Consider the following 16,201-nt stretch of genomic DNA (forward strand, 5'->3'; position numbering starts at 1 on the left):
GGGCGGGTGGAGGTGCGTGCGAGCACGCACCCTACGGGTTGGTATGGCCGGAAAGGACGGCACCGACTTGGCGCAGCGGGCGGGGACGGCGGTGGAGCGGGTGGAGGTGTAGGGTGCGCTACAGCGCACCGTCGGCTGGTGCGCTGTAGCGCACCCTACGGTTGGGCCGGGCCAACGGGATCGGTTGACGTATAGTAGATCCCAAAGCTGTTGCCCCAACCATGAAGGTCGACAACCACCCGTGTCCCGATCTTCCGGGCGGCTGACTTGTCCTCATGGCTGTCAAAACAGACATGTCGAAAGAAGGTTGACGGACGATCGACGATCGGAGAGCGGGACCGACACCCGCGGATGGGCGAGTCATGCATGCCAACGATGTTCATGGCTGCCGTGACCCGATGCGTGGTGGCGCCGCCAAGCACGAAGGATGCGGCGGCCGGCAGGGTGATCAGGATCGTGAAGAAGATGAAAATGCCCCCGCCAACGGCAGCCAGGGCGGCGGGAAGAAGCTCTGATCGCCGGCGTGTCGAGCCATGGGTTCCCCGCAGCCTTCTTACGAGCAGAACGCCCGGGACAACGAGTGCGAGAAGCACGGACGGAAGAAACGCACCCCGAAGCCACCATTCGGACGGCAGGAAGTAGATCAACCGTTCGGACATCAACAGGAACGGCGCAAAGGCCACGAAGGCCAATGCGACGTATCCAGGTGGGATATCCGTCGGGGACGGCCTCACTGATCCAGGAAACTCCGCAGCTTCCGTGACCGGCTCGGGTGCTTCAGCTTCCGCAGCGCCTTCGCCTCGATCTGCCGGATCCGTTCGCGGGTGACGCTGAACTGCTGGCCGACTTCCTCAAGCGTGTGGTCGGTGTTCATGCCGATCCCGAAGCGCATGCGAAGGACGCGTTCCTCGCGCGGGGTCAGCGAGGCGAGGACGCGGGTGGTGGTTTCCTTCAGATTCTCCTGGATCGCGGAGTCCAATGGCAGGATCGCGTTCTTGTCCTCGATGAAGTCGCCGAGCTGGCTGTCTTCCTCGTCGCCGATGGGCGTCTCCAGCGAAATCGGTTCCTTGGCGATCTTCATCACCTTGCGGACCTTCTCCAGCGGCATCTGGAGTTTCTCGGCCAGTTCCTCGGGCGTGGGTTCGCGGCCGATTTCGTGCAGCATCTGGCGGCCGGTGCGGACCAGCTTGTTGATCGTCTCGATCATGTGGACCGGGATGCGGATCGTGCGGGCCTGGTCGGCGATCGACCGGGTGATCGCCTGGCGAATCCACCATGTCGCGTAGGTCGAGAACTTGTAACCCCGGCGGTATTCGAACTTGTCGACGGCCTTCATTAGGCCGATGTTTCCTTCCTGAATGAGATCAAGGAATTGCAGGCCACGGTTGGTGTATTTCTTGGCGATGGAGATGACGAGACGCAGGTTCGCCTCGACCATTTCCTTCTTGGCCTGACGGGCCTCTTTCTCGCCCTTCTGGACCTGGTTCACGATGCGGCGGAATTCCGAGATGTCGACGCCGACGTATTGGCCGACCTGGGCCATTTCGTTGCGGAGTTCCTCGACCTTGTCGCGGCTCCTCTCGATCAGCGCCTGCCAGCCGCGGCCGGCCTTTTCGGCCATCCGGTCCAGCCAGGTGGGGTCAAGCTCATACCCTTGGTATTCCTGGATGAATTCCTGCCGGTTGATCCGGGCGGCGTCAGCAAGTTTCACCATGCCTGAATTGATCGACATGATCCGCTTGTTGATGCCGTACAGCTGGTCGATGAGCGCCTCGATCCGGCTGTTGTTGAGGTGCAGCTCGTTGACCAGAAGCACGATCTCCGACCGGAGCTTCTGATAGGCGGCTTCGTCGGCGGTTGAGAACCGCTGGCTGGAGGACAGTGTCGCGTCCATCCGCGACTGCTGCATCTCGGCCAGGCGGTCATAGTCCCGCGCGATGAGGTCGAGCGTTTCGAGGACGCGAGGCTTCAATGCGGCTTCCATCGCGGCGAGCGACATGTTCGAGGCCTCGTCATCCTCGTCCTCGTCCATCTCGCGCAGGATGGGGTTGCCGTCGGCGTCAAGCTCGGGCTCGGCGCTGCCGGTCGCGCGGCGCGGGGCATCGCCCACTTCGACATCATCGAGGGGCGGGCCGTCCATCTCTTCGTCGCCATCGAGGCTGCGGCCGAAGGTGGCCTCAAGGTCGATGACGTCGCGGAGGAGGATTTCCTCGGAAAGAAGTTCGTCGCGCCAGATTATGATGGCCTGGAAAGTGAGCGGGCTTTCGCAGAGGCCCGCAATCATCGTGTTGCGGCCGGCCTCGATGCGCTTGGCGATGGCGATTTCGCCCTCGCGGGACAGGAGTTCGACCGACCCCATCTCGCGCAGGTACATGCGGACAGGGTCATCGGTGCGGTCGAGCGTTTCGGAGGTGGTGCCGGCGACGGCGATCTCGCGGCTGGTCGAAACCTCGATCACCTCGCCCACCGGGGCTTCGCCTTCCTCGGCCTCGTCATCTTCGATGATGTTGATGCCCATCTCGGAGAGCATCGACATCACGTCCTCGATCTGTTCGGACGAGACCTGTTCGGGCGGCAGGACGGTGTTCAGTTGCTCATAGGTGATGTAGCCCCGCTCCTTGGCGTCGGCGATCATCTTCTTGACGGCGGCCTGGCTCATGTCGAGCGAGACATCGGGCTCTTCGGTGTCGGGCTTGGCGTCGTCAGTGTCCTTGAGGGCCATGTGTGCTCCTTTGGGGCGCGAATCGGGGCGTGGCTGTTCGAATCAATAACGCGAATCAGACCGGGGGAAAGGCCGAATCAGCGGTTTTTCTTGACCCACACCTGATCGTCGATCAGGCGTTGCAATTGTCTTGAGAGCGCGGCCCGGTCTTCGCCGAGGTCCGTGCTGTCGCTGGGACCGATCCGTTCGGACCGGTGCCGGGCCTCGGCGGCATGGGCAAGGCGCCAAGTCAGGCCCTCGTCGGGCAGGCCCTCCATATCCTCCATCGCGTCTTCGATCTCGCGGCGCGCACCCCGGCGGGCTTCCAGCTTGGCGAGTTCTTCGGCCAGACAGAGGGCGGCGAGGTCGTCGTCATGGCGGTTGCGGACCGGGGGGGCGATGGCGACATGGGGACGCGACAGGAGGGCGTCAAGGGGGCCGGGCGCGGAAGCGGCGATCTTGGCGTGAAGGTCGGGCATGTCGGCGCCGGCCAGGATCATCTGGCGCAGGGTGTCATGATCGTCGCCGGTGAGGTCCAGCCGTTCGAGCGCGGTCTCGAAGCGGTGGATGAGCCGGGGGTGCAGGATCAGGGTGGCAAGGATGACCGCCTCGCGCAGGACCTCTTCGACCGGGCCCTGGCCTTGCGCGAGAAGCGAAGAGCGGGTGGAGGCGAGCGCACCGCCGGGGGGCGCGAACCGGCCGCGACCGGGCCGGAAGGGGCCGGGCTGGAAGGGGCGGGCCTGGACCGTGCCGAACAGCTCCAGCCGCAGGCGCTTCATCTCCTCGCCATAATGGGTCTTGATCGAAGGGTCGGTGATCCGCGCGAGGTGGGTCCGCAGAACCTTGTCCAGAGCCGCCCGGCGTTCGGGACTGTCGAAACTGCGGCCCTCCGTCTCGCGCTGCCAGAGGAGCTGGACCATGGGCTTTGCCTGATCGAGCACCGCCTGCATCGCGGGCGCGCCTTGCGCTTTGATCAGGTCGTCGGGGTCCATGCCACCGGGCAGGATGGCGATACGGAGCGCCTTTCCGGCTTCGAGGAGCGGAAGCGCCAGGTCGATCACCCGCTGCGCGGCGGCGAGGCCTGCCTTGTCACCGTCCAGCGCCATGACCGGCTCGTCACTGATGCGCCAGATCATGCGGAGCTGGTCTTCGGTGACGGCGGTGCCAAGCGGGGCGACGGCGGCGGTGAAGCCTGCCTCCGAAAGCGCGATCACGTCCATGTAGCCTTCGGCGACGATCAAGGGCTTGCCCTTGCCCGCCGCCTCGCGCGCGGGGCCGTGGTTGAAAAGGCTGCGTCCCTTGTCGAAGAGCTCGGTTTCCGGGCCGTTGAGGTATTTCGCCCGCGCGTTCGGATCGAGGGAACGACCACCAAAGCTGATCGTCCGGCCCCGGGGATCAAGGATCGGAAAGATGATGCGGGCGTGGAAGCGGTCATAAAGCCGCCCGCTGTCGGACTTCGCGACAACGCCGGAGGCGGTCATCAGGTCGGGCGAAATGCCCTTGGTGGCAAGGTGATCCACCAGCGCCTGCGCATTATCGGGCGACCAGCCGATGCCCCAGCGGTCCCATGCGGGTTCGGTCAGGCGGCGCTTCTGGACAAGGTAGCTGCGGGCTGCGGACCCTGCGCCGGTCTTCAGTTGCAGCCGGTAGAAGCGCGCCGCTTCTTCCATCACATCCTGAAGCTGCGTCCTTCGGTCGGCGCGTTCGGCGGCCTTCGGGTCGCGGGCGGGCATCTGCATCCCGGCCTCGGCGGCGAGCGCCTCGACCGCCTCCATGAAGCCGAGGTTGCCGGTCTCCTTCACGAAGGTGACGGCATCGCCTTTCGCGTGGCAGCCGAAGCAGTAGTAGAACCCCTTGCGGTCATCGACGTGGAAGCTCGCGGATTTTTCCTGGTGGAACGGGCAGGGTGCCCAGAAGTCGCCCTTGGCCAGGTTCGACTTCCGCATGTCCCAGGTGACCTTCTTTCCGACGACGGAAGAAAGCGTGATCCGGGTGCGCAGCTCATCGAGGAATCCGGGTGGCAGGGACATTCCGCTCAATACAATCGTGATGCTGGGTGGCAACCGCCGGGGCGCTTCGCCCCCGGACCCCCGAGGATATTTGGGGACGAAGAATGCAAAAGGTCCAGCACCATTCTTCGTGTACAAATATCCCACGGGGGTGTGGGGGTGTGAAACCCCCGCTCCGGCAGAGGTCACAGGCCCAGCCGGTCGCGCATCGAGTACCAGGTCATCGCCAGGACCAGAAGCGGCCAGCGCAGGGTGGCGCCGCCGGGAAAGCGGGGCTGGGGAATGCTGGCAAGAAGATCGAAGCCTTCCGCATTGCCGGCGACGGTCTCGGCCAGAAGCTTGCCGGTCAGGGTCGAAAGCGCAACGCCGTGGCCGGAACAGGCCGAGCCGGCCAGCACGTTCGGATGCGGGCGCATCAGGGCGGGCATCCGGTTCATTGTGATGGCAAGCGTACCGCCCCAGGCGTGGCTGATCTTCACGTCGGCAAGCTGCGGGTAGATCTTCAGCATGGGTGCCCGGACGGTCTTTAGGATGTCCGGGAAGCGGTAGCCATAGCTTTCGCCGCCACCGAAGAGGAGGCGGTTGTCCTCGGAGAGGCGCCAGTAGTTCACGACGAAGTTGCTGTCAGCCACCGCGACCGGTTCGGCGAGGATGTCCTTGGCGAGGTCGCCAAGGGGTTCGGTTGCGAGGATGAAGTTGTTGATCGGCATGACCCGTGACGGGTAGCTCGGTTCCAGCCCGCCGATGTAACCGTTCCCGGCAAGGATGACGTGGTCGGCCGTCACGCTGCCGCCGGCGGTCTTCAGCAGCGCCTTGGCACCGGGGGTGAAGGACAGGACTTCGCTGGTCTCATGGATCCGTGCGCCGGCGGCGGCGGCGGCCTTGGCAAGGCCGATCGCGAAGTTGAGGGGGTGGATATGGCCTGCGCCCCGGTCGATCTCGCCCCCGGCAAAGGAGGTGGAGCCGATCAGGCGGCGGATGCCGGCGCGGTCGAGGGGTTCGAGCTGGGTGTAGCCGTAGTCGCGGGCGAGCTTTTCGGCATAGCCGTGGGCCTCGCGCGTCTCGGCGTCGGAATAGCAGGCGTGGGCCACGCCTGGGTGGAAGGTCACCGGCATGGCATGTCGGGCGATCAGGTCTTTCACGAGGGACTTGGCATCTTCGGCCATGTCCCAAAGCCGGTGGGCATGGTCGCGCCCGACGGTCTTTTCCAGCCAGACCTGGTCCTGGCGCTGGCCGGAGCCGACCTGTCCGCCGTTCCGTCCCGAAGCACCGAAGCCGACGCGGTGGGCTTCAAGGACGATGACCGACAGGCCTTTCTCGGCAAGGTGCAGGGCGGCGGACAGGCCCATGTAGCCACCGCCGACCACCGCCACATCGGCCCGGACCTCGCCCTGAAGGGCGGGGAACGGGTCGATGGGCGTGCGGGTGGAAGCGTAGAAGCTGGCGGGGTATTCGCCCCGCCGGTCGTTTACATGCAGAAGGTCCATCAGACGTTGAGGAGCAGATGCTCCCGCTCCCACGGGCTGATGACTTGCAGGAACTCCTTGTATTCGTTCCGCTTTACTGAGTCGTAGACCTTTACGAAGTCCACGCCCACGACCTCTTGCAGGGCCTTGTCCTCGTCCAGAAGGTCAAGCGCGTCGCCAAGGTTCACCGGGATGTCCTCGCTGTCGATATAGGCCGAGCCGGTGAATTCGGGCCGCGCTTCGGTCTTGTTGATCAGCCCAAGGTAGCCGCAGGCGAGCGTGGCCGCGATCCCGAGATAGGGGTTGCAGTCCATGCCCGGCAGGCGGTTTTCCACCCGGCGGGCGGCGGGGCTGGAGATCGGGATCCGGAGACCCGTGGTGCGGTTGTCGCGGCCCCATTCAAGGTTGATCGGCGCGGCGAAGTCCGGGACATAGCGGCGGTAGCTGTTCACGTAAGGCGCGAACAGCGCGACGGCGGCACCGAGGTGCTTCTGCAGGCCGCCGATGAAGTGCATGAAGGCCTCGGTCTCGACGCCTTTCGGGCCGGAGAAGATGTTCTTTCCGGTCTTGGTGTCCACGACCGAGGTGTGGATATGCATGGCCGACCCGGGCTCGCCTGCGATGGGCTTGGCCATGAACGTGGCGAAGCAGTCGTGGCGCAGCGCGGCCTCGCGGATCATGCGCTTGAAGAAGAAGACGTCGTCGGCAAGGCGGACGGGGTCGCCGTGGGCGAGGTTGAGCTCGATCTGCCCCGCGCCGCCTTCCTGGAGGATGCCGTCGATCTCCAGCCCCTGGGCCTCGGCGAAGTCGTAGATGTCGTCGATCACCTTGCCGTATTCGTCGACGGCGGACAGCGAATAGGCCTGCTTGCCTGCGGCCCGGCGGCCGGAGCGGCCCATCGGCGGGATGACCGGCATGTTCGGGTCGATGTTGCGGGCGGTCAGGAAGAATTCCATCTCGGGGGCGACGACCGGCTTCCAGCCTTTGGCGGCATAAAGCTCGACAATGCGGCGGAGGACGTTGCGGGGGCTGAAGGGCACGAGATTGCCCTGCTGGTCCTTGGCGTCGTGGATCACCTGCAGCGTGGTGTCGGCGGTCCAGGGTGCCGCGGTGGCGGTGGACCAGTCCGGTTCCAGGATCATGTCGGGTTCGGTGAAAGCGTCGAAGGGGTTGTCTGCCCATTCACCGGTGATCGTCTGGAGGAAGATCGAGTTCGGCAGGAAGTAGTTGGTCTGCTTCGCGAATTTCGCGGCAGGCATCGCCTTGCCGCGCGCCACGCCGGCGATGTCGCCGATGATGCATTCCACTTCGTCCACACGGCGGCTGCCGATGTAGTCGCGTGCTGCCTCGGGCAGCTGGTCGGTCCATTTGGACATAGGTCACACGAGTTTGGGGGTGGCCCCCGCGGCCGATCAGGATCAGGCGCGGAGCTTCTCGGCCCCGTGTTTGGCTTGGTGGGTCAGGAAGAAATCCGCGATCCGGTCGGCCATCGACGGGCTGTCGAGATCCGTGTCGAGCCTTTGGGTGGCATCGGCAAGAAGCGCGTCGGGGACCAGACCCGGCCCCCGGACCTTGATCAGCCCCTCCATGAACTCCTTGCGGAATTCGGGGTGGGGCTGGACGGTTAACATGCGATCGTCATAAAGAAGCGCCGCGTTTTCGCACATCGCGGTCGAGGCGAGGACCTTCGCGGTTTCGGGTTTCTTCACCACCTGGTCCTGGTGCCAGGCGTTGAGCGTGTAGGTCCGGTCGCCGAAGTCGTACTCGGTGGGCCCTACTGTCCAGCCGCCGGCGAATTTCTCGACCTTGCCGCCCATCGCCTGGGCGATGATCTGGTGGCCGAAGCAGACGCCGACAACCGGGACATGCGCGGCATAGGCGGCACGGATGAAATCCTCGAGGGGCGGGATCCAGGCGTGCGGTTCATAGGCCCCGAAGCGCGAGCCGGTGATGAGCCAGCCATCGCAGTCGTGCACGCTGTCAGGAAAATCGTTCCGCAGGACGGCCCAGCGGCGGAAGGTCAGGCCGCGCCCGGCAAGCAGAGTCTCGAAGAAATCCGGGTAGTCGCCCTGGTGGCGCAGGGCGTCGGGGCTTTCACCGGTCTGGAGGATGCCGATCTGCATCACATGGGTCCTTCGGTTTTCCTCAAGGTGGGTGTGTTCGGGGGGCTTGGTCAAGGGGGTGCTTCCGGGGCCTCGTCGTGCGCCTTCGGCTTCTCCTCGCGGGTCAGCGACGAGGGCCGAAGGCCGACGAGGAGTGGTCAGACAGTGTCGAGGTAGAGTTCCACCCGCTCTTCGGGCGAAAGCTCGTTGATGTAGTGGAGTTCCTGGCGCTTCGTCTGCACCATGTTGCGGATCAGTTCCTTCGGCAGAAAGCGATAGATGATGTCGCTGTGCTCGAAGGCGTCGATGGCCGCTTCCCAGTTCGACGGAATCTGCGGCAAGTCCATCGCATAGGCGTTGCCCGATACCGGGGGCGGCGGTTCCTTTGCGTCCTCTAGCCCGGAAAGGGCAGCGCCGAGGATGGCCGTCAGCATCAGGTACGGGTTCACGTCGCCGCCCGCAACGCGGTGTTCGATCCGCCGGGCCGAAGGGTTGCCGGCCGGGATGCGGATGGCCGCAGTGCGGTTCTCGTAGCCCCAGGAAATTGCGGTCGGCGCGTGCTTGTCAGGCACCAGACGTTCGAAGCTGTTCATGTGGGGCGCGAAGAGGAGTGCGGAGTCGTGCATCGCCTCGAGACAGCCAGCGACGGCATGGCGAAGTTGCGCCGTGCCCTTCGGACCGCCCGAGTCGAAAATGTTGTCGCCGCGTTCGTCCAGCACCGAGAAATGCGTGTGCAGACCTGAGCCCGAGTATTCGGCATAGGGTTTCGCCATGAAGCTGGCGGCAAAGCCGTGACGACGGGCAAGGCCCTTGACCAGCATCTTGAAAAGCCAGGCATCGTCGGCGGCGCGCAGCGCGTCGTCGCAGTGCATGAGGTTCACCTCGAACTGGCCGAGGCCGGTTTCCGAGGTGGTCGTGTCCGCCGGGATGTCCATTGCCTCGCAGGCGTCGTAGAGGTCGGTGAAGAAAGTGTCGAAGGCGTCAAGCGCACGGATCGACAGCGTCTCGGCCGCCTTGCGGCGCTTGCCCGACCGGGGCGAGGGCGGGACTTGCAGGGTTTTCCCGGAGTCGTCGATCAGGAAGAACTCAAGCTCCATCGCGCAGACCGGGGTCAGGCCGCGGGCCTTGTAGCGTTCAACGACGGCGTTCAGCGCGTGGCGCGGGTCGCCTTCATAGGGTCGGCCATCTTCCCGGAACATCCAGATCGGCAAGAGTGCGGTCGGCGCCTCAAGCCAGGGCATCGGCATGAAGCCGCGTTCGGTGGGCTTCAGCACGCCGTCGGCGTCGCCCTGTTCAAAGACAAGCGGGCTGTCGTCGATATCCTCACCCCAGATGTCGAGGTTCAGGATCGAGAACGGAAAGCGGGTGCCGTCCTTCACGACCTTTTCCGCAAAGCGTGCGGGAACGCGCTTGCCCCGCGCCTGTCCGTTGAGATCCGCTGCGGCCACGCGAATGGTCCGCACGTCAGGGTGCTTTCTTAGCCAGTCCTTCATCATCATGTCGCCAGGAAAGGCACGGCCCCCGCGCCCCGGACGCCGTGAAGCGTCCGCCTGATGCGCAAGGTTTGGACCATGCCCTTGGTCCTTCCCCTTGTTTGATCGCCTTCCCCCGTCGGCCTTTTCGGCCCTTGTCACAGGGTCCGGGCGGGTGCCCGGATAATTTGATCAAAAGTACACTACTATCGGATCAACTGGGGACGCAAGCGGATTCTGCTTCGTGCATGCGACGGCAGGTGCCGGTTCAGGCGCTTGTTCACCCTGCCGTAGAGGAAAGTGACAAGAAGCGTGAGAAGCACGAAGTAGAAGCCGACGATGGGGTAGGGAATGAAGGGGTTGAAGGTCTTGTCGGCGAAATAGTTCGCGTAATAGAGCGCGTCGCCCTTCTGCTGGAAGGCCGGGAAGCTGGAGAAGAACACGAGCGTCGTCGCGTGGAAAAGGAAGATCGCCTCGTTCGTGTAGGAAGGCCAGGCGAGGCGCATCATGGTTGGCCATTCGATGCGACGGAACTTCTGCCAGCCGGTCAGGCCATAGGCCTCGGCGGCCTCAAGATCGCCTTTGGGGATGGCCTTCAGCGCACCGTGGAAGATCTCGGCCGAATAGGCGGCGGTGTTGAGGAAGAGCACGAAAAGCGCCCCGGCCCAGGCTCGGGTGGTCCAGGCGGTCTCGATCGTGATGCCCCAGATCTCGATCCCGGCGCGGGGCAGAAGGACCAGCGCCTCGTAGGCGATGAAGAACTGGATGAAGAGGGGCGAGCCGCGGAAGACGAAGACGAACCAGTCGGCGGGCTTGCGGATCAGGGGGTTGCGCGCGGTCTTGGCGAGGGCAACGGCGGTGGCGAGGAGGAAGCCGAGCGCGATGGCAAGGATGCCGAAGTAGAGGTTCCAGATCAGGCCCGAGCCGATGAGTGTGAACTGCTGGCACAGGGTGAAGTCGGTGGTGGGCAGAAGGCGCTCGCCGATCCCGATGGAGCGCAGGCCGTAGGCCTGGATGGTTTCCCAGCAGGTCATGCTCATGCCCCGGCCCTCCGCAATGCCTCGCCGCCCGCAGTGGCCTGACCAAGGCTGAGGCGGCGGGAGAGGCGGGCGAGACCGATCTCGGAAATCTTGGTGAAGGCCAGATAGAAGACGAGAAGGCCGAGGAAGTACCACAACCGCCAGTCGGGGTGCGGGTATTCGTAGGCCTGGGTCTTGGACCCGCCAAGCTCACGCGCCCAGTAGACGATGTCCTGCACGCCGAGAAGGAAGAGAAGCGGTGTCGCCTTGATCAGGATCATCCAGAGATTGCCGAGGCCAGGCAGGGCGTAGATCCACATCTGCGGCATGAGGATGCGGCGAAAGACCTGGGAGCGGGTCATGCCATAGGCTTCGGCGGTTTCAAGTTGCGCCCGGGGAACGGCGTTCATGGCCCCCTGCAGGACGTTGGCCGCAAAGGCGCCGAAGACGATCGCGAAGGTGAAGACAGCGAGGGCAAAGCCGTAGGCCTGGTGCCAGATCGCGGCAGAGCTGCCGAGGGGCACCTTCGCCTCTTGGCAGACGCGGAATTCAAGGCCCTGCCAGGGCCATTCGGCGCCGGGGCAGACGAAGAGGTTCTTCACGAACTCGATCCCCTGGTCGAGCGCGATCACGAAGAAGAGGAAGTAGATGATGTCGGGCACCCCGCGCACCATCCAGATGTATAGGTTGCCGAGCCAGCGGACGGGCGCGATGAGCGACCGGGTGGCGGTGGCGCCGAGAAAGCCCATCCCGAGGGCGAGGGGCGCGGTGATGGCTAGGAGCGCGAGCACGGTGACGAAGGACCAGTAGAAGTCGATGTGCTTGCCGGACGTGAGATAGCAGACGGCCCAGGTCAGGCCCTCGATGGATTTCGGATCGGCACAGAATTCGAACATTCAGCGGGTCCGGGATGGTCGAGTTTTCGCAGAAAACTCGTGTTCAGGGACGAGTTTTCTGCGAAAACTCGGGGGTCGGGCCGGGAGAACGAATCCCCCGGCCCTCGGTTGCTCAGCAGCCTTCCTTGGCGCGATCACCCCAGACGAGGGTGGTATCGGGGCCGAAGTATTCGGGCTTCACAATCATCGCTTCCAGCGTGCCGTCGCATTTCATCGACTTTATCGCCTCGTCGAACTTGGCGCGGAGGTCGTCGTCGCTGTCACGGAAGCCAAGGCCGACACCGCCGCCGATGGACTCGGTCCGCTCGAGCAGGACGAGTTCGCCGCCCGATTCCGCAGCGATCGGGGCGAGGTAGTCGTAGTCGGCCAGCACGGCCACCGCTTCGCCGTTGCGGACGGCGGCGACGGTTTCCTCGGGCGTGGCGTATTCGACCAGCGTCATGCCATTGGCCGCGACGAAGCCGGCCTGGACGGTCGCGGTCTGCGCGGCCACGGGGCCCGACATAAGGTCGACGTCAGCCGCGAGCGCGAGGTAGCCCGAAGGCGACGGCGGCAGGTAGGGCTGGCTGAAGTCGATGACGCTTTCGCGTTCCTCGGTGATCGACATGCCGGCGATGATGACGTCATAGTTGCCCGACTGCAGGTTTGGGATGATCGAATCCCAGGCGTTGGTCACCCATTCGCAGGTCAGGCCGGCGCGCTTGCAGAGCTCGTCGCCGAATTCGCGCTCGAAGCCTGCGACTTCGCCGGCGTCGTTGATGAAGTTGTAGGGCGGGTAGGCGCCCTCGGTGCCGAGGCGCACGACGTCCTGAGCAAAGGCGGTGCCAGCAAGGGCCGTCAGCGCGGTGGCAAGAAGCAGTCTTTTCATCCTTCGTCTCCCTTTCGGTGGATGGTGATGCCGGTCATTCGAACCAGCGGTTTTCGAGGAGTGCAAGGGTGCCGTCGCTGCGCATCGCGGCGAGGGCCGCATCCAGCGCATCGAGAAGCTCGTGGTTCCCCTTGCAGACCGCCATGCCGACCCCTTCGTCGGGCAGCATGTCGGAATAGAGAAAGTCGATCCCGTGCGACGCCATGAAGCCGGCCACATCCTCACGTGTCTGGAAGGGACCGAAGGCAAGGTCGACGGTCCCGTCACCCAACGCAGACAGAACCTCGGGTTCCGTCGGGAAGGCGAGGTGTCGGTAACCAAGCCCGCGCAGGTGCGACTGGTGCACGGTGCCCGCCTGCACGGCAATCAGGGCTGAGGCCGGGGCGGGGGCGCCGGGACGGCCGATGTACCATTCCTCGGGATCGGTGGAATGGTAGCTGGCGGTGAAATCGACCAGTTGCCGCCGTTCGTTGGTGACGGCGATCCCGCCGAGCACGACATCGAAACGGCCACTCATGACGCCGGGTATGAGGTCGCCGAAGTTGGCAAGCTGCCAGGTGCAGTCGAGCCGCGCGCGGGTGCAGACCTCGTCCATCACGTCGCGTTCAAAGCCGGTGATGACCCCGGCTGCATCGACATAGGTATAGGCCGGAAAGGGGGCGTCGGTGCCGACGACCACGGGTTCGCTGGCAGCGAGGATCAGGCCCGTGGCAAGGCCTGCAAGGGTGCCAGCGCAGACCATCAGGCTGCCGTTGCCGAGAGGAAGCCGCGCAGGCGGCTGCTTTGCGGCGCGCCGAAGAGCGTTTCGGGCGGACCCTCTTCCTCAATCCGGCCCTGGTGCAGAAAGATGACGTGGTCGGAGCAGTCGGCGGCAAGCTTCATGTCGTGCGTGACGAGGATCATCGTGCGTCCCTCGTCGGCCAGCGCCTTGATGACGCGGACGACCTCTTGTTCAAGCTCGGGGTCGAGGGCCGAGGTCGGCTCGTCAAAGAGCAGCGCGCGGGGTTCCATGCAAAGTGCCCGGGCGATCGCTGCCCGCTGCTGCTGGCCGCCGGAAAGCTGGGCGGGCCAGGCATCGGCCTTGTCGGCGATCCCGACCTTGGCCAGATACTGGCGCGCCTTCGCCTCGACCTCGACCGGATCGCGCTTCAGGACGGTGACCGGGGCCTCCATCACGTTCTGGAGGACCGACAGATGGGACCACAGGTTGAACTGCTGGAAGACCATCGAGAGGTTCGTGCGGATACGGGTCACCTGCGCGCGGTCGGCGGCGTGGCGGTGCAATCCGTCGCCTTTCCATCGGACCGCCTCGCCCTCGAACAGGATCTCGCCCTGCTGGCTGTCTTCGAGAAGGTTGCAGCAGCGCAGAAGCGTGGATTTTCCAGACCCGGACGACCCGATCAGCGAGATGACATTGCCACGCGGGGCGACAAGGTCGACGCCTTTCAGCACTTCCAGCGGCCCGAAACGTTTGTGCAGGTCACGGATCTCAATAACCGGGGTGTCGGCCTGTCGGTCGGTCTGGGCGTCTGGCATTGGGTCCGTGGTGGCAGCGATGATGGGGAAGTAGGGCCGAGAATCTGCAGCAATGCAATGTGCAATTGACCGGGAATTCGCAAGGGACGTGGCGTTTTGCTCAGTCCGCCAGCGCAAATGCCTCTGGCGCGGGGGGATTGGGCACGGCGAGGTAGGTCTCGGTCGGGATGCGGACAAAGCCTTTCAGGTGCAGGGTTGCGCGGTCCGCAGGCGACAGGGCTGCGATGGCATCGGCAACGGCGTCGAAGATCATTCCTGCCGGAGCGCCGGCCGCGGCAATGTAGGGAAGGCCGGGGGTGGGAACGGTGCTGCCGACGACTCGCAGTCTGCGCATGAGATCAGGTTCGTTCTCGACCAGCAGGAGGTGCGTCAGCGCGTCGAGTGAAGCGATGTCGGCCCGGCCTTCAGCCACCGCACGGGCGGAAAAGACGTGCCCTCCGGTGCGGGGACCAGGACGCAGGCGGATGCCGAGGCCGGCGGCGTGGACCTGGGGTGCGGCCCAGCCGGATTGCGAGAGGTCCTCATTAAAGGCCAAAGACGCACCTTCGAAATCGGCAAGGGTCCGGCGTGGATCATCGACGCGGGCGACGAAGATCGAGCGGTAATGGCCGGGCGGGCAGCCTTCGAGCCCGTAGTCGGGGGTGCCGACATAAGTGACGCGGTGATGGAGCCGAGACCGGAACGGGTAGCCACAGGTTTGCGACAAGACGAGGTCGGGCGCTTCCCAGGCCGGCCAGAAGGCGGCATCGCCCCGGATCAGCGCATCGGGTGCGGCGATGCCGCGGGCCCGAAGCCCGTCACGGATCAGCGCCCAGAACCGGTCGTTCGCCGGCACTGCCGTGCCGAAGTCGTACATTCCAAGGGAGGCGATCATTCCTGGCCGGCCTCTCGTTCGGCGCGTTGGCGGGCTTGCGCGGATTCGACGTCGTTCAGGCCGAGGAGCGTCGCGACCATGCGCATGAGCCGGTCTTCCATCGCGTCGCGCTGACCGTCGGCCAGCGCGACCGACCAGAGGGCGGTCATCAGGTCTGCCCGGTCCTCCAGCACCGTGGCCGCCTTGATCGCCTGGGTGAAGCGGACGGTATCGGGGGCTGCCGCCTCGATCTCTTCGGCTTGCGACCGCAGACTGGCTGCCTCGAAAGGGCCGAGGCCGTGATGGCGTGCGAGGATGCGGTCGATCCTCTCGACCTCTTCGGCCGAGTAAAGGCCGTCTGTCCGGGCGATGCGCACCAGAAGGGCTGCGAGGGCCATGCGCGCATCAGGCTTCGGCAGGGTTTCCGGGGCGGGTGCCAGAAGACGGCGAAGAATGTCGATCATCCGCCTTATCTAGAATGTTCGACGGGGCTTGGAAAGCGCCGCGAAGCGCGTGGTGAGGGCTGCACATTCCACATCGAGGCCGTAGGGAGGGTTGACGAAGAAGAGACCCGAACCCTCCATCCGGTGCCCCTCGCGTGCGGGGGGGAAGCGGACCTCGTGGCGAAAGCCGTCGGGGAACGCCGTGGCTAGTGCCGCCAGCATCGGTAGATGCGCTCCGCCCTTCAGGAGGGGATACCACAGGATCAGGTGCCCGACATTCCACTTGCGATGGATCGCTGCCATATGGCGCGGAATCGCCTCGTAGTCAGCCTTCACCTCGTATGAGGGGTCGATCAGCATCAAGCCTCGGCGCGGGGTGGGCGGGGTGAGGGCGAGGGCAAGTTCGAAGCCGTCCTTCTGGTAGACATGAGCGCCCCAGTCGGCTGCGGCCTCGCGCAGATGGGCGACCTCCCGGGGGTGAAGTTCGGCCAGGTGAATCGTGTCCGTCTCGCGCAGGCCGAGCGCAGCGATCAGGGGCGATCCGGGATAGGCGTCCGGGCCATGGGCGGCGCGCGTCTCGTCAATCCGCTGGCGGTAGGGGTGATCGGCAGGGAAAAGCGTCTCGGCGGTCCTTATGCCGGCTGCGGCCTCGCCGGTCTTCACGGCAGCCTCGGCGGAAAGGTCATAGAGACCTCGTCCGGCATGGGTTTCGATGTAGGTGAGCGGCTTTGGCTTGCGGGTGAGGTAGTCGAGGACCCAGGCCAGAACGGCGTGCTTGTGGACATCCGCAAGGTTTCCGGCGTGGTAGAGATGTTGGTAGGACAGCATGGTTCTGC

Annotated in this window: 15 protein-coding genes; all 15 read right to left on the bottom strand. The window is 65.0% G+C overall.

Annotated elements, in window-relative coordinates:
- Positions 1 to 155: 155 nt before the first annotated feature.
- A complete protein-coding gene (locus AC2D9V_RS10930; RefSeq protein WP_484714099.1) occupies positions 156 to 692 on the bottom strand; it encodes a hypothetical protein in 537 nt (178 codons plus the stop codon).
- A gap of 38 nt (positions 693 to 730) precedes the next feature.
- On the bottom strand, positions 731 to 2,722 hold the full coding sequence (gene rpoD, locus AC2D9V_RS10935; protein ID WP_484714100.1) for an RNA polymerase sigma factor RpoD: 1,992 nt from the start codon (positions 2,720 to 2,722) through the stop codon (positions 731 to 733).
- A 77-nt stretch (positions 2,723 to 2,799) separates the two neighbouring features.
- Positions 2,800 to 4,731: a DNA primase gene (gene dnaG / locus AC2D9V_RS10940; protein ID WP_484714101.1), complete on the bottom strand. Its 1,932-nt coding sequence runs from the start codon at positions 4,729 to 4,731 to the stop codon at positions 2,800 to 2,802.
- A gap of 164 nt (positions 4,732 to 4,895) precedes the next feature.
- A complete protein-coding gene (locus AC2D9V_RS10945) occupies positions 4,896 to 6,197 on the bottom strand; it encodes an NAD(P)/FAD-dependent oxidoreductase (RefSeq protein ID WP_484714102.1) in 1,302 nt (433 codons plus the stop codon).
- Positions 6,197 to 7,552: a glutamine synthetase family protein gene (locus AC2D9V_RS10950; RefSeq protein ID WP_484714103.1), complete on the bottom strand. Its 1,356-nt coding sequence runs from the start codon at positions 7,550 to 7,552 to the stop codon at positions 6,197 to 6,199. The genes AC2D9V_RS10945 and AC2D9V_RS10950 overlap by 1 nt, the downstream gene beginning before the upstream one ends.
- A 42-nt stretch (positions 7,553 to 7,594) precedes the next feature.
- Positions 7,595 to 8,299 (bottom strand): type 1 glutamine amidotransferase, encoded by a 705-nt coding sequence (locus AC2D9V_RS10955; protein ID WP_484714104.1) that lies wholly within the window; start codon positions 8,297 to 8,299, stop codon positions 7,595 to 7,597.
- A gap of 137 nt (positions 8,300 to 8,436) precedes the next feature.
- Positions 8,437 to 9,771 carry a glutamine synthetase family protein gene (locus AC2D9V_RS10960; RefSeq protein ID WP_484714484.1) on the bottom strand — a complete coding sequence of 445 codons (1,335 nt, stop codon included), beginning with the start codon at positions 9,769 to 9,771 and terminating at the stop codon, positions 8,437 to 8,439.
- 185 nt (positions 9,772 to 9,956) lie between these two features.
- Entirely contained in the window at positions 9,957 to 10,784 is an 828-nt protein-coding gene (locus AC2D9V_RS10965; protein WP_484714485.1) for an ABC transporter permease, read from the bottom strand.
- A gap of 2 nt (positions 10,785 to 10,786) precedes the next feature.
- Positions 10,787 to 11,665, bottom strand: a complete 879-nt coding sequence (locus tag AC2D9V_RS10970; RefSeq protein WP_484714105.1) for an ABC transporter permease — start codon at positions 11,663 to 11,665, stop codon at positions 10,787 to 10,789.
- Positions 11,666 to 11,777: 112 nt separating this feature from the next.
- Complete coding sequence (locus AC2D9V_RS10975) at positions 11,778 to 12,533, bottom strand: transporter substrate-binding domain-containing protein (RefSeq protein ID WP_484714106.1); 756 nt, start codon at positions 12,531 to 12,533, stop codon at positions 11,778 to 11,780.
- A gap of 34 nt (positions 12,534 to 12,567) precedes the next feature.
- Positions 12,568 to 13,275 (bottom strand): transporter substrate-binding domain-containing protein, encoded by a 708-nt coding sequence (locus tag AC2D9V_RS10980; RefSeq protein WP_484714107.1) that lies wholly within the window; start codon positions 13,273 to 13,275, stop codon positions 12,568 to 12,570.
- Positions 13,275 to 14,069 (bottom strand): ABC transporter ATP-binding protein, encoded by a 795-nt coding sequence (locus AC2D9V_RS10985; protein WP_484714108.1) that lies wholly within the window; start codon positions 14,067 to 14,069, stop codon positions 13,275 to 13,277. The genes AC2D9V_RS10980 and AC2D9V_RS10985 overlap by 1 nt, the downstream gene beginning before the upstream one ends.
- A 100-nt stretch (positions 14,070 to 14,169) precedes the next feature.
- The gene (locus tag AC2D9V_RS10990; RefSeq protein WP_484714109.1) at positions 14,170 to 14,943 is read right to left on the bottom strand and encodes a phosphate/phosphite/phosphonate ABC transporter substrate-binding protein; all 774 of its coding nucleotides are present in this window, start codon (positions 14,941 to 14,943) and stop codon (positions 14,170 to 14,172) included.
- A complete protein-coding gene (locus AC2D9V_RS10995) occupies positions 14,940 to 15,386 on the bottom strand; it encodes a tellurite resistance TerB family protein (protein ID WP_484714110.1) in 447 nt (148 codons plus the stop codon). The genes AC2D9V_RS10990 and AC2D9V_RS10995 overlap by 4 nt, the downstream gene beginning before the upstream one ends.
- 9 nt (positions 15,387 to 15,395) lie before the next feature.
- Positions 15,396 to 16,193 carry a 23S rRNA (adenine(2030)-N(6))-methyltransferase RlmJ gene (gene rlmJ / locus AC2D9V_RS11000; protein ID WP_484714111.1) on the bottom strand — a complete coding sequence of 266 codons (798 nt, stop codon included), beginning with the start codon at positions 16,191 to 16,193 and terminating at the stop codon, positions 15,396 to 15,398.
- Positions 16,194 to 16,201: the final 8 nt, after the last annotated feature.

The organism is Tabrizicola sp. T46 (assembly GCF_057219895.1).

Coding starts and splice junctions, on each gene's coding strand:
- AC2D9V_RS10995 (WP_484714110.1), bottom strand. CDS start 15,386: ATGATCGACATTCTTCGCCGTCTTCTGGCACCCGCCCCGGAAACCCTG.
- AC2D9V_RS10980 (WP_484714107.1), bottom strand. CDS start 13,275: ATGGTCTGCGCTGGCACCCTTGCAGGCCTTGCCACGGGCCTGATCCTC.
- AC2D9V_RS10950 (WP_484714103.1), bottom strand. CDS start 7,552: ATGTCCAAATGGACCGACCAGCTGCCCGAGGCAGCACGCGACTACATC.
- AC2D9V_RS10945 (WP_484714102.1), bottom strand. CDS start 6,197: ATGGACCTTCTGCATGTAAACGACCGGCGGGGCGAATACCCCGCCAGC.
- AC2D9V_RS10960 (WP_484714484.1), bottom strand. CDS start 9,771: ATGAAGGACTGGCTAAGAAAGCACCCTGACGTGCGGACCATTCGCGTG.
- AC2D9V_RS10990 (WP_484714109.1), bottom strand. CDS start 14,943: ATGATCGCCTCCCTTGGAATGTACGACTTCGGCACGGCAGTGCCGGCG.
- AC2D9V_RS10985 (WP_484714108.1), bottom strand. CDS start 14,069: ATGCCAGACGCCCAGACCGACCGACAGGCCGACACCCCGGTTATTGAG.
- AC2D9V_RS10955 (WP_484714104.1), bottom strand. CDS start 8,299: ATGCAGATCGGCATCCTCCAGACCGGTGAAAGCCCCGACGCCCTGCGC.
- rpoD (WP_484714100.1), bottom strand. CDS start 2,722: ATGGCCCTCAAGGACACTGACGACGCCAAGCCCGACACCGAAGAGCCC.
- AC2D9V_RS10970 (WP_484714105.1), bottom strand. CDS start 11,665: ATGTTCGAATTCTGTGCCGATCCGAAATCCATCGAGGGCCTGACCTGG.
- rlmJ (WP_484714111.1), bottom strand. CDS start 16,193: ATGCTGTCCTACCAACATCTCTACCACGCCGGAAACCTTGCGGATGTC.
- dnaG (WP_484714101.1), bottom strand. CDS start 4,731: ATGTCCCTGCCACCCGGATTCCTCGATGAGCTGCGCACCCGGATCACG.
- AC2D9V_RS10965 (WP_484714485.1), bottom strand. CDS start 10,784: ATGACCTGCTGGGAAACCATCCAGGCCTACGGCCTGCGCTCCATCGGG.
- AC2D9V_RS10975 (WP_484714106.1), bottom strand. CDS start 12,533: ATGAAAAGACTGCTTCTTGCCACCGCGCTGACGGCCCTTGCTGGCACC.